Below are 11,910 nucleotides of genomic sequence, written 5' to 3' on the forward strand. Positions count from 1 at the left end.
AGTACAAACATCTGTTCGACTGGGCGCTGTTTATCCATAATGGATGTAGCCACCTATGAACGTCCTCGTCTGCATAAAGCAGATTCCCGATCCCAACGCGCCGGGCAAGCTCGACCCTCAGACCAAGCGGTTGGTCCGCGAGGGCGTCGACCTGGTCCTCGACCCCGGTGATGAGCACGCGGTCGAAGCGGGACTGCAGATCGTCGAGAAGGATGCGGGCGAGGTCACGGTCATCTCGATGGGCCCGCCCAAGGCGGTCGACGCCATTCGGCGCGCGCTCGCCATGGGCGCACACCGCGGCATCCTGGTCACCGATACGGCACTGGAAAACTCCGACGCGATCAGTACCGCCCGCGCCATCGCGGCCGCGGTCAAGGGTCAGACGTACGACGTGATCATTTGCGGCACCGAGAGCACTGACGGCTCTTCCGGGGCGGTCCCCGCACAGCTGGCCGAGTTCCTCGCGCTGCCGCTCCTCAGCTTTGCCAAGAAGCTCGAGGTCGCCCAGGGCAAGGCCGTGATCGACCGGCAGACCGACGACGGCTACGACGTGGTAGAGGCGCCCCTGCCCGCCGTCGTGACCGTAACGGGCGGCATCAACGAGGCGCGCTATCCCGCGCTCCGGGGGATCATGCAGGCGAAGAACAAGGAAGTGAAGCAGGTCGGACTGAGCGATATCGGCCTGGACGGCCAGGCCGGCAAAGCCGCCCTGACCCAGGAAGTCGTCGACGCGACGCCGGCCGAGGCGCGCAAGGCCGGGGAAATCGTCGAGGACAAGGGCGACGGGGCCAAACGCGTCGCCGATTTCCTCAAAGAGCTGAAGGTCATCTGATGGCCGGCGTCTGGGTCTTCGCGGAGACCGTCGACGGCACGCCGAAGCCCGTCGTGCTCGAGCTGCTGACGAAAGCGCGCTCCCTCGGGGACATGACCGCTGTCGCGCTCGGCCCGGGGGCGTCGAAGTCGGTGGAAACGCTCGGGAAGTACGGCGCGAAGAAGGTTTACGTCCACGAAGATGGCGCCTTTCGGGACGTCCTTGCCACGCCGGCGGTGGAGCTGCTGGCGCGTCTGCTTGCCAAGGACAAACCCGACCTGGTGATCTTCGGCATGACCTACGACGGTCGCGACGTGGCGTCTCGCCTCAGCGCACGGCTCGGAACGGCCCTGATCGCCAACGCTACCGACATCGGCGCCAAAGACGGCGGTTGGGCCATCGTCTCGCCGATGTTCGGCGGCAGCCTGCTGGTGACAACCGTGCCAAAAGCCAAGGGTCCGACGCTGGTCTTGATACGGCCGAAAGCGGTCACGGCGGAGCCGGCAGCCTCCGCCGGAGCGCCACAGGTGGAGACGTTGACCGATCCGGTTGACACCAGCAAGCCGGTCGCCCGGGTCTTGCGGCGTGAAACCGAAAAGGCGAGCGGTCCCAAGCTGGAGGATGCCGCCATCATTGTGAGTGGCGGACGCGGGCTCGGTGCGCCGGAGAACTTCAAGATGCTCGATGAGCTCGCCGCCGAGCTGGGTGCGGCGGTCGGTGCCAGCCGCGCGGTCGTCGATGCCGGCTGGAAACCCTACTCATTCCAGATCGGCCAGACCGGCAAGACTGTCAAGCCGACGGTGTACATCGCGCTCGGCATCTCGGGCGCCATGCAGCACACGGTCGGGATGAAGGGTGCCAGGACGATCATCGCCATCAACAAGGACCCGGAGGCGCCGATCTTCAAGATGGCGGACCTTGGCGTCGTGGGCGATGTCCACAAGATCGTGCCGCAGTTGATCCAGGAAGTCCGCTCGCGCAAGGGCAAATAATGGCGAGCGACCTGAGCCTCCTTGCGGTCGAGCCGCACCCGGACGACGAATCCATCGGGATGGGCGGAACGCTGGCTCGCTACAGCGCGGAGGGTGTGCGGACGACGCTGGTCACCGCGACTCGTGGCGAGGTCGGAGAGATCCTCGATAAAGACCTCGACCCCAAGGATGCTGCGCCACGGCTCGCGACCATCCGCGAAGTGGAGCTGCGCAACGCGGTCAAGATCCTCGGCATCAACGAGCTCGTCTTCCTCGGTTACGAGGACTCGGGCATGGCCGGCCTACCCCGGAATCGGGAGCCGAAGACCTTCTGGCAGGCCGATGAGGAAGAAGCGATCGGCCGGCTGATCCAGGTCGTGCGCCGGGTCCGTCCCCAGGTGATCGTCACCCAAAACGAGTTTGGTGGTTACGCGCATCCCGATCACATCAAGACTCACCGAGTGGCCATCGGCGCCTTCTTCTACGCCGCCGACGTGGAGCGCTTTCCGGGTGGCGAGCCGTTTCGCCCGAGCAAGCTCTACTACTCCGCGTTTCCGAAATCGGTGATGCGGCAGATTGCCGAGGCGATGGAACGGGCCGGCGTGGAGAACCGCTTCTCCAGCGACGGCGAGCCGCCGCCCTTCGCCGTCTCGGACGACCGCGTCACCACGTGGCTTGACGTGAGCGCGTTCGTCGACAAGAAGCTCGCCGCGATGCGAGCCCATCGGACCCAGATCCCGGAAGACAGCTGGTTCCTGAAGCTCAATGAGGCGCTCGGCCCCAAAGCCTGGTCTATGGAGACATTCGAGCGGGTGCGCAGCTCGGTGGACGCGCCCATTCCCGAGGACGACCTCTTCGCCGGCCTACGATGACCACGGCCACTGAGGCCGCGGTCGCCCAGGCCGCAGCGCTGTTGCTCAACGCGCGTTCCGGCATCGCCTTCACCGGTGCGGGCGTCTCGGTGGAGAGCGGCATCCCACACTTCCGCGGCGAGGGCGGGCTGTGGACGAAATTCGATCCCTACAAGGTCGCCCACATCGATACCTTTCGGAAAGACCCTTCGCAGTACTGGACCTACAGCCTCAACCATCGGCGTCCCGACGCGCAGCCCAATCCCGCCCATCGCGCACTCGCCGAACTGGAGCGCCGGGGCTACCTGCGCGCAGTCATCACCCAGAACACCGACGGCCTGCATCAACGCGCAGGGAGTCGCGAGGTGATCGAGCTTCATGGCTCGTCGCACGCGGTCGTCTGCCTCGATTGTGAGGCACGCTTCCCACGAGACCAGGCGGACCGGCTGAACCGCGAGCACTGCCCACCGAGCTGTCCGTCCTGCGGCGGCCGCTTCCTCAAACCAACCGTGGTCCTCTTCGGCGAGGCCCTCCCGATGGCGGCGCTGCGAGACGCGCAGGCCCTGGCGATGGCAGCCGACGTGGTACTGATCGTCGGCAGCTCGCTGCAGGTGTACCCGGCGGCTGGCATTCCACGATTGGCTCGCGAGCACGGCGCCGATTTGTGCATCGTCAACGCCGAGGCCACCCCGTTCGACGACGTCGCCGCCACGGTCATCCATGGCAAAGCCGGCGAGGTCCTTCCCGAGATCGTCAGCCGGATCGGGGCCGCTAGGTAGGTTCCGGCACGGGAAACGTCTGGCCGCAGGCGGGACAGACAACGATGGTCTGCTCTTTCGGCGCGCTGAACAGCTCCTCGCAGCTCGGGCACGCATACTCGCGGGCCGGGCTTTCCTCAGCCTCGCGATCGGCAGCCATCGCACCGGGGACCTCACCCAGGTCGACCACCGGGCTACCACACTCGGTGCACCGATACAGCGGGGCGTCGGCGGCCTTGTACTCGAGGTAGCGCCCGGAGCTGTCGACAAAAACGGAGGCATTCCAGAGCTCGAACCGGTTCGTGCTGCAGCGGTTCGGGCAGGCGAGGTACATCAGGAAACCCGCTGCAGCTTCTTGAGCCGGTCAGCCGCGCGTCGCAGGGTGTCCATCTTCTTGGGAAAGGAGAACCGGATCTGCCGGCGGCCGCGCTCCGGGTCCAGGTAGAAACTGCTCCCCGGCACCGTGGCGAGCCCGATGTCGCGCACCATGCGGCGGGCAAGGCTCACGTCGTCCTCGCCGAAGCCGCTGACGTCGGTCATCACGTAGTAGGCGCCGTCTGGCGGATAGGATTTGAAACCGGCGTCGTCCAGGATCTCGAGGATGAAATCCCGCCGCTCGCGATAGGCGTCGAGCAGGTCGACGTAGTACTGGTCCGGGAAGCGCAAGGCTGTCGCGGCCGCGACCTGGAGGGGGTGCGGCGCGCCGACGGTGACGAAGTCGTGGACCTTGCGGATCGCGCTGGTCATCTCGGCGGGCGCGATGGCATAGGCCAGCCGCCAGCCGGTCACGCTGTAGGTCTTGGACAGGCCGTTGATCGTCACCGTGCGATCCCGCATCCCATCGAGGGTGGCGATGCTGACGTGCTCGCCGCGGTAAACGAGGTGCTCGTAGATCTCGTCGGTGATGGCGATCACGTCGAACTCCTGGCAGAGTCCGGCGATGAATGAAAGCTCGTCGCGGCTGTAGACCTTGCCGGTCGGGTTGTGTGGGGTGTTGATGATGATCGCGCGCGTTCGCGCGTTGAAGGCCCGCCGCAGCTGGTCCCGGTCGAAGTGCCAGTCAGGCGGTACGAGCGGGACAACCACCGGTGTTGCTCCCGACAGAATGCAATCCGGCCCGTAGTTCTCGTAGAAGGGCTCGAAGATGATGACCTCATCGCCAGGGTCGACCAGCGCGAGGATGGTCGACAGCATCGCTTCGGTCACACCGCAGCAGACGGTGATCTCCGTCTCGGGATCCACGGTCATTTGCCGGAAGTGCTTCGTCTTGGCCGCGATCGCGTCCCGCATGACCTTGGCGCCCCAGGTGGTGGCGTATTGATTGAAGTCCTTGCGGATGGCGTCGACCGCCGCCTCCTTGAGTTCGGCGGGTGCAGCGAAGTCGGGGAATCCCTGTGCCAGGTTGAGGCAGTTCTCGCCATGCTCGGCGATACACAGTCGCGTCATCTCGCGGATGACCGACTCGGTGAACAAGCCCGACTTGCGGGAGATCATGGCGCGCGGCACGACACTAGAATGCCAGAAGTGTCGCGCCCAACCGTCCAGGACAACGGCGTCGCGGCGTTCCGCAAACAGTTCCCTATCTTCGACCAGAAGGTGTACCTGAGCAGCTGCTCGCAGGGTGCGCTGTCGAGGCCGGTGGAAGCCGCCATGCACGAGTTCCTGGAGTCCTGGCACACCCACGGCAATCCCTGGGAGATCTGGGTGGGGCGGATGGAGGAGCTACGAGTCGAGTTCGCGCGGCTGATCAACGCCGAGCCGGCCGAGGTCGCGGTCACCTTCTCCGTGTCGACCGCCCTCAATTCCCTCGCCAGCGCACTCAGCTACAAAGAGCGCCCCAAGGTCGTGACCAGCGACTTCGACTTCCCGACCGTGGGCCATATCTGGCTGGCGCAGCAGCGCCGGGGCGCCCAGGTTGCGTTCGCGAAGGCGACCGGGACCCGCCTGCCCCTCAGCGCCTTCGAGGACGAGGTCGATGACCGGACGGCGCTGGTTTCCACCACCCAGGTTTGCTACAAGAACGGGTTCAAAAACAACATCAGCGCACTGGCCGAGCTGGCCCACGAGCGAGGCGCCTATCTCCTGATTGACGCCTACCAGAGCATGGGAACGCAGCCGATGGACGTCAAGGCACTCGACGTCGACATCCTGGTGACCGGTGCGCTGAAGTACCTGCTGGGCGCGCCAGGTGTGGCCTTCATGTACATGCGGCAGGAGCTGATCGACCGCTTCGAGCCGAGCGACTCGGGCTGGTTCGGGCAGGAGAACGTGTTCGCCTACGACGTCCACCACCTGCGCTACGCGGCGACCGCTCGGCGGTTCGAGACCGGGTCCCCGCCGGTGCCCAATGTCTATGCCTCACTGGCGGCGCTGCAGCTGCTCGCCGCCGTGGGGCTCGACGTCATCCAGGCGCACGTCCAGGCACTGACCGGACGGTTTATCGACGGTGTGCGCGAGCGCGGACTCGCCCTCCTCACGCCGGAGGCGCCGGCCGACCGGGGTCCGCTGGTCATGGTTCGATCGACCGACGCGCCCAAGCTCGTCGAGGCGCTGGCTCGCGAGAGCATCCTCTGCTCGACCCGCGACGGCTCCCTACGGGTATCGCTGCACTACTACAACACCGCCGCGGACGTGGACGCGGTCCTTGATGCGATCGACCGGCATCCCGACCTGCTTGTCCAGGCGCCGAATTAGAAAGGGTTAGAGCCGCCGGTCGGCGGTTGCTCTCCGTCGTCCAAGCGTGTATAAAGAGCGCACGAATTTAGGTCTTCGACAAAGGAAGAGGAGGTCGACAGGGAGGATGGTAAAGCCAAGGATTCTTGTTCTCGCTGCCATGGCCAGCGTGGGGCTGGCGGCATGCGGGAGCAGCACAACCGGAACCGCGCCCAGCAAACCCGACAAGGTCCAGATCGCGGCGGAAGGACCCTTCACCGGCGACGAGGCCTCGATCGGGGCAGGAGCCTTGCGAGGTATCCGGCTTGCGGTCAAGGATTTCAATAACAGCGGCGGCGTTCACGGGACCCAGGTTAACCTCGTTCCTTGGGATGATCAACACAACTCCCAGACAGCGACGACGTTCCAGGCCCAGGGCTTTTCGGATCCCACCATTCTCGGCGTCGTTGGCCCGATGAACTCAAGTCAGGTCTTGGCGACTGAACCGGGTCTCCAGAGTGCGAATCCGCCGCTGCCATTTGTAACGGAGTCGGCGTCGGCCATCAAGGTCACGGAGGGCGGCTACACCGTGGCTCATCGCGTCAACGCTCGCGACGACAAGCAGGCAGCCCTTGACGGGCAGTTCATGATCGACAAGGGCGCTAAAAAGATCGAGATTCTCGACTCAGGGACCGACTACTCCCGACCTCTTGCGGACGCCGTTGAAAGCTACCTAAAGGCGCATGCATCGACCGTTCAGACAAAGCGTGACGTCGCCACCAATGGCCAGACAAACTTCACGACTGTCGTCACGAACATGAAGGCATTCAACGCCGACTGGGTGTTCTTCGCCGATGAAGGCAGCGAGACTGCGCCGCTGGTTCAGCAGATGAAGCAAGCGAAGCTCAACATTGGCCAGAACATCAACTTCCTCGGTACGGACGGAGAGGACGACTCGTCGATCATCACCAAGTCTCAAGGAGCTTACCTCGGCGCGTACGCCTCGAACGTGACCGCGGATCCGCAGAGTGTGTCGACGGCAGCCAGTTTCGTCGCCGGCTATAAGGCGGAGTACGGCGCCAACTCAATCAGCGACGCGGGGCCATTTTACGGCTCGGCCTACGCTGCCACGCAGGTGCTGCTCCAGGCTATCGCCAATGCACCGGTCAATAACGGCAAGATCTCGCGCAAGGACGTCCTGAGCCACCTGGGCAGTGACACCTTCAACACGATCCTTGGGCCGATCAAGTACGACAGCAAGGGCGATGTCACTAACGTAACCATTGGTATCTTCCAGGCGCAAGGCACCATCGCCGCGCCTACGATGGTCGCCGTGAAGTCTCTTAGCGGGTAAGCAGTAGCCGGGGGACGGGTAACCGTCCCCGTTTCCGACAATGGATTACTTCCTGCAGAACTTTCCGCAGCAGCTGGTTAACGGGCTGGAAGCAGGAAGCCTCTATGCGCTCATCGCCCTGGGCTACACGCTGGTCTATGGCATCCTGGAAATGCTCAACTTCGCGCATGGCGACGTTTTCATGGCGGGCGGCTTCCTTGCGGCAGGCGTCGCGGTCCTCTTCGTCCACAATGGCGTCGCCTCCATTCCGGCGGCCCTCGTTGTGGCCCTCATGGTCTTGGCGGCCATAGGAGGAAGCGGACTCCTCGGGGTCGGCATCGAGCGGATCGCCTATCGACCCCTTCGAAATGCCAACCGTCTCGCGCCGCTGATCACGGCGATCGGCGTCTCCCTGTTGCTCGAGAGTGTCGTCCAGGTGCAGATCAGCCCCGCGCCGGTGCTGGTGCCGAGCAACTCGCTGACGCCGCAAGTCGTGTTTCAGGTTGGGAACGTCGCGACTCCATTCATGGGCGCCACGCTGTTCGTCGCCGCGATTCTTCTCATGGTCGGCCTCGATCTGTTCGTCTTTCGCACCCGGTTTGGCAGCGCGATGCGGGCCACCGCGCAAGATCGCGAAGCGGCCACCTTCATGGGCATCGACGTCGACCGGGTCATCGTGGTGACCTTCCTCATCGGGTCGGCATTGGCCGGGGTTGGCGGGATCCTCTTCGGCCTCCGCTTCTCAACGGTGAATTTCTTCATGGGCTACCTGCTGGGGATCAAGGCCTTCACGGCTGCGGTGATCGGCGGGATTGGAAATCTCCGGGGTGCTATGGTCGGCGGTCTGTTGCTCGGCGTTCTGGAAAGCATGGGCGGCGGTTTCATTAGCAGCCAGTACCAAGACACGTTCGCCTTCCTGGCGCTGATCCTGGTGCTTCTGGTTCGCCCTCAGGGACTCTTTGGCCAGCCACTGACGGACCGCGCGTGAGCGCGCACGTCGCTGACGCTGAACCAGTGCACTGGCTCAAGCGCTTATGGGAGTCGGGACCGTATGGGTGGAACCGGGCGCTAACCAAACCGCAGGCTCTATTCCCGCTGCTGATCGTCGCTTCTGCCGTGCCTCTTGTGTTGCAGTACGTAGAAGATAACTCGGCCTGGACCGGCGCGGAGTTCTGGATCCGCATTCTGACCACCTGCGCCATGTACGCATGCCTGGCGGTCGCTCTCAATCTCGTTGTTGGTTATGCGGGACTCCTGAATCTCGGCTTCATCGCGTTCTTCGCCATTGGCTCCTACGCCTACGCGTTGGTCGCGAGTGATCAGCTCCATCAGCATCTGCCCCTTTGGTCGGCTCTCGTCACGGTGGTTGCGGTGACGCTCGGCTTCGCACTTCTCGTCGGGATCCCATCACTTCGCCTGCGCGGGGACTACCTCGCGATTGTCACCCTCGCCTTCGGCCTGATCATTCGAGAGATCACGATCGATCTCGACCGCCCTCCGGTGCTGGCGGGCCATCAGTTCGGGCCGAGTGACTTCAACCTCACCGGTGGTACGGCCGGCATTCACATGGTCGATGCTCTCCGGCTGCCATCCTGGGTGCCCTTAATCCACGGCGCCGCCCTTCAATCGCGGACGTACTACTGGATCTTTCTGGGATTCCTCGCCATCAGCGTTTTCTGCCTGCTTCGATGGCGTGGATCTCGCACCGGAAGGGCCTGGGTCGCAATCCGCGAAGACGAGCTGGCTGCGCGCGCCATGGGGGTGAACACTTTCAAGTATCGGCTGCTGGCCTTTTGTACCAGCGCGGTCATGGCGGGTATCGTCGGCTTGATCGACGCGGCCTATATCCACAATGCTTTCCCCGGCAGCTTCGACGTGCAAGGGACGGTGTTGGTGTTCATCATGGTCGTGCTGGGCGGCCTTGGCAGCATTCCAGGCTCGATCGTCGGCGCGACGCTGGTTACCATCCTGCCCTTCGTACTCCAGCAGCTTGTCCTCTACAAGTACGTGGTTTTCAGCATCGTTCTTATCGTGCTGATGATCTTCCGGCCGCAGGGACTGCTTGGCATCGTTTCCATTCGGCCGCGCGCCGCCATGGGAGGCACCGTCGAGCTGCTCAGCGCCGAGTCTGCAATCGAGGCATCCGAGCTTCCTGCCGTGACGGATCGCGACGCGGCCGACCTGGAAAGCGCCTCGGGCGCGATCGTGGCACCGGAGCCGAAGCCATGAGCGACGGCACGCCCGTCCTACAAATCCGAGGATTGAAATGCCACTTCGGCGGATTGACTGCCGTCGATCGCTTCGACGTCGATGTCAACCAGGGTGAGATTGTCAGTCTCGTCGGCCCAAACGGTGCCGGCAAGACCACCGTGTTCAACCTGATCTCCGGCATTCTGAAGCCGACCGCGGGGTCCGTGCGGTTGCTCGGCCGCGAGCTTGTGCGCCAGCCGGCACATCGGATCACGCGTCATGGGATCGCCCGAACCTTTCAGAACATCCGCGTGTTCCCGCAGCTCACCGTGCGGGAGAACATTTTGCTCGGCACCCACCACTGGACCCGTAGCGGCATGCTGGGCTCGGTCACGTTCTGGCCTACGACCATGCGAGCGGAGCGGGCCGCCCAGGCGGAGGTGCTCACCGCAATCGATCTCTTCCGCGAACGGCTCGAGGCGCGGCTCGACGACCCGGCGTTCAGCCTTTCGTACGCCAACCGTCGGCGTACGGAGATTGCCCGGGCGCTGGCCGCGCGGCCGAAGCTGCTACTACTAGATGAGCCGGCTGCCGGGATGAACCCGTACGAGCGCATCGAAATGGCCGGCCTGATTCGTTCCATGCGCGACCGCGGGCTTACGATTTTCCTGATCGAACACCACATGCCGCTGGTGATGGAGATCTCGGATCGCGTCGTCGTCATGGACCACGGCGCGAAGATCGCGGAGGGCTTGCCCAAGGAGGTTCGCAGCAATCCAAGAGTCGTCGAAGCCTACCTCGGCCGACGGGCAGCGTCCGGCTAACGCGGCTCCGCCCAAAGCGGACGTCGTCCTGCGCCTGCAGGCCGTCGAGGTGCGCTACGGACCGGTGCCTGCGCTCCGCGACGTCAGCATGGAAATCCGGCGCGGCGAGATCGTCTGCTTGCTCGGCGGCAATGCCTCCGGCAAGTCGACCACGATGAAGACCGTCATCGGCTCGGTGCGGCCGGCGAAAGGGTCGGTATGGTACGAGGGCGAGGACATCACCAACTGGAACACCTCGCGTCGCGTCGCGCACGGAATCGCGATCGTTCCCGAGGCCCGGCGTATCTTTCCTCGTTTGACCGTGCTGGAGAACCTGATGATGGGCGCGTTCATCCGGAACGACCGGGCCGAGATCGACAAGGATCTCGAGAGCGTCCTGGAGATGTTCCCGCGGCTTCGGGAGCGGCGCGCGCAAAAGGGGGGCACGATGTCGGGCGGGGAGCAGCAGATGCTGGCCATGGCGCGGGCGCTGATGTCACGCCCCCGCTTCCTCTGCATGGACGAGCCATCGATGGGACTTGCGCCGGTGCTGGTGGAGCAGCAGTTCGAGACCATCCAGCGCCTGAACGCGACCGGGATCACGATCTTCGTGGTCGAGCAGAACGCCACCATGGCGCTGGGCATCGCCAACCGCGGCTACGTGCTGCAGAGCGGCCGCGTTGTCCTCGCCGGCACGGCAGCCTCACTGCTTCAGAACCCGCAGATGCAGCGCGCCTATCTCGGAATGTAGCGGTTAGCGGCTCGGAGGAAGCTTGGCTTCGGGAGAGCCCGCAGGCGAGAAGGCGCCTAGCACCTTCATGTCTTCGCGGCCGGTGTTTTCCAGGGTGTGCCGAACGCCGATGGGGAAGAAGACCACAGAGCCGGCGCGCAAATCGCCGACCGGAGCGTCCTCGATCCAGAGCCGCCCCGTCCCGGCCAGGATATAGACCGCCTCTTCATGGGGGTGGGCATGGAGCGGCGCCCGCCCCGTGGGAATCACGCCCGTGAACTGGGTCATCTGGCGGCATCCGACCTCGGGACTGACCAACACCCGGAAGCTGCGTTCACCCATCAGTGTGGGCGTGACCTGACGTTCGTCCATCATCGTGGGAGCCACACCCCTTTCGTTGAGACTCGAGGATTTCAGGCCGGATAGGTCCAGTCGCGGCATCGCCGGATGAATGTCACCGAGGTCGATGGGTGGCGCCATCGCGCCCACGATGACCAGCGGCGTCGCCCCGGTGTTCACGTAGGTATGCTCGGCGCTGTCGGGGATGAAGACCGCCTGCCCCCCGCCGACCTGGTGCCTCGCTCCCTCCACGTGGACCTCGCCAGCGCCCTCGAGGACGTAGAGGGCTTCCTCGGCGCCGCTGTGAACATGGCTCAGAGCGGAGTCGGGTTCGAGCACCAGCCGGTACGCCATGACATGCTGGGCCCCGAGATCCCGATCGACCGTCCATTGCAGGATGCCGCCCTCCAGGGGAAGGCTGGCAATCTCTGACTGATGGCGAAGGCGCGCCCCCTGCTGCACCGACATTCGC

13 protein-coding genes are annotated in these 11,910 nt (G+C 64.5%); 10 read left to right on the forward strand and 3 right to left on the reverse strand.

Translation table 11 applies throughout. The annotated features are described in order from the left end of the window. Positions 1–55 precede the first annotated feature (55 nt). Genes VHK65_07345 through VHK65_07360 form a run of 4 tightly spaced genes read left to right on the forward strand, consistent with a single transcriptional unit; the run spans position 56 to position 3,412 of the window. Positions 56–832, forward strand: coding sequence for an electron transfer flavoprotein subunit beta/FixA family protein (locus tag VHK65_07345; GenBank protein ID HVS05966.1), 777 nt, complete (start codon positions 56–58; stop codon positions 830–832). Then, entirely contained in the window at positions 832–1,803 is a 972-nt protein-coding gene (locus VHK65_07350) for an electron transfer flavoprotein subunit alpha/FixB family protein (GenBank protein HVS05967.1), read from the forward strand. The genes VHK65_07345 and VHK65_07350 overlap by 1 nt, the downstream gene beginning before the upstream one ends. Next, complete coding sequence (locus VHK65_07355) at positions 1,803–2,654, forward strand: PIG-L deacetylase family protein (protein ID HVS05968.1); 852 nt, start codon at positions 1,803–1,805, stop codon at positions 2,652–2,654. The genes VHK65_07350 and VHK65_07355 overlap by 1 nt, the downstream gene beginning before the upstream one ends. Next, positions 2,651–3,412: an NAD-dependent deacylase gene (locus tag VHK65_07360; GenBank protein HVS05969.1), complete on the forward strand. Its 762-nt coding sequence runs from the start codon at positions 2,651–2,653 to the stop codon at positions 3,410–3,412. The genes VHK65_07355 and VHK65_07360 overlap by 4 nt, the downstream gene beginning before the upstream one ends. Here VHK65_07360 and VHK65_07365 read toward each other — a convergent pair. Next, positions 3,405–3,725, reverse strand: a complete 321-nt coding sequence (locus VHK65_07365; protein HVS05970.1) for a hypothetical protein — start codon at positions 3,723–3,725, stop codon at positions 3,405–3,407. The genes VHK65_07360 and VHK65_07365 overlap by 8 nt on opposite strands. Then, positions 3,725–4,897, reverse strand: a complete 1,173-nt coding sequence (locus VHK65_07370; protein HVS05971.1) for an aminotransferase class I/II-fold pyridoxal phosphate-dependent enzyme — start codon at positions 4,895–4,897, stop codon at positions 3,725–3,727. Before VHK65_07370 ends, VHK65_07365 begins: the two co-directional genes overlap by 1 nt. Positions 4,898–4,915: 18 nt before the next feature. Here VHK65_07370 and VHK65_07375 point away from each other — a divergent pair, with 18 nt between their 5' ends. The 6 genes from VHK65_07375 to VHK65_07400 all read left to right on the forward strand — a co-directional run bounded on the left by VHK65_07375 (position 4,916) and on the right by VHK65_07400 (position 11,120). Then, entirely contained in the window at positions 4,916–6,085 is a 1,170-nt protein-coding gene (locus VHK65_07375; protein HVS05972.1) for an aminotransferase class V-fold PLP-dependent enzyme, read from the forward strand. 46 nt (positions 6,086–6,131) lie between these two features. Then, a complete protein-coding gene (locus VHK65_07380; GenBank protein ID HVS05973.1) occupies positions 6,132–7,397 on the forward strand; it encodes a branched-chain amino acid ABC transporter substrate-binding protein in 1,266 nt (421 codons plus the stop codon). A 40-nt stretch (positions 7,398–7,437) separates the two neighbouring features. Continuing rightward, positions 7,438–8,364 carry a branched-chain amino acid ABC transporter permease gene (locus VHK65_07385; GenBank protein ID HVS05974.1) on the forward strand — a complete coding sequence of 309 codons (927 nt, stop codon included), beginning with the start codon at positions 7,438–7,440 and terminating at the stop codon, positions 8,362–8,364. Continuing rightward, the gene (locus tag VHK65_07390; GenBank protein ID HVS05975.1) at positions 8,361–9,605 is read left to right on the forward strand and encodes a branched-chain amino acid ABC transporter permease; all 1,245 of its coding nucleotides are present in this window, start codon (positions 8,361–8,363) and stop codon (positions 9,603–9,605) included. The genes VHK65_07385 and VHK65_07390 overlap by 4 nt, the downstream gene beginning before the upstream one ends. After that, positions 9,602–10,390, forward strand: coding sequence for an ABC transporter ATP-binding protein (locus VHK65_07395; GenBank protein HVS05976.1), 789 nt, complete (start codon positions 9,602–9,604; stop codon positions 10,388–10,390). The genes VHK65_07390 and VHK65_07395 overlap by 4 nt, the downstream gene beginning before the upstream one ends. Positions 10,391–10,454: 64 nt before the next feature. After that, complete coding sequence (locus VHK65_07400) at positions 10,455–11,120, forward strand: ABC transporter ATP-binding protein (protein ID HVS05977.1); 666 nt, start codon at positions 10,455–10,457, stop codon at positions 11,118–11,120. Between the two features lie 3 nt (positions 11,121–11,123). Here VHK65_07400 and VHK65_07405 read toward each other — a convergent pair whose 3' ends face one another. After that, positions 11,124–11,906 carry a cupin domain-containing protein gene (locus tag VHK65_07405; GenBank protein ID HVS05978.1) on the reverse strand — a complete coding sequence of 261 codons (783 nt, stop codon included), beginning with the start codon at positions 11,904–11,906 and terminating at the stop codon, positions 11,124–11,126. Between the last annotated feature and the right edge of the window lie 4 nt (positions 11,907–11,910).

It is taken from the genome of Candidatus Dormiibacterota bacterium, from assembly GCA_035544955.1.
GTDB lineage: Bacteria > Chloroflexota > Dormibacteria > CF-121 > CF-121 > CF-13.

Bases quoted from the DNA above. Each gene is read 5' to 3' on its own strand.
- VHK65_07345 (HVS05966.1), top strand. From the start codon at position 56: ATGAACGTCCTCGTCTGCATAAAGCAGATTCCCGATCCCAACGCGCCG.
- VHK65_07350 (HVS05967.1), top strand. From the start codon at position 832: ATGGCCGGCGTCTGGGTCTTCGCGGAGACCGTCGACGGCACGCCGAAG.
- VHK65_07355 (HVS05968.1), top strand. From the start codon at position 1,803: ATGGCGAGCGACCTGAGCCTCCTTGCGGTCGAGCCGCACCCGGACGAC.
- VHK65_07360 (HVS05969.1), top strand. From the start codon at position 2,651: ATGACCACGGCCACTGAGGCCGCGGTCGCCCAGGCCGCAGCGCTGTTG.
- VHK65_07365 (HVS05970.1), bottom strand. From the start codon at position 3,725: ATGTACCTCGCCTGCCCGAACCGCTGCAGCACGAACCGGTTCGAGCTC.
- VHK65_07385 (HVS05974.1), top strand. From the start codon at position 7,438: ATGGATTACTTCCTGCAGAACTTTCCGCAGCAGCTGGTTAACGGGCTG.
- VHK65_07395 (HVS05976.1), top strand. From the start codon at position 9,602: ATGAGCGACGGCACGCCCGTCCTACAAATCCGAGGATTGAAATGCCAC.
- VHK65_07405 (HVS05978.1), bottom strand. From the start codon at position 11,906: ATGTCGGTGCAGCAGGGGGCGCGCCTTCGCCATCAGTCAGAGATTGCC.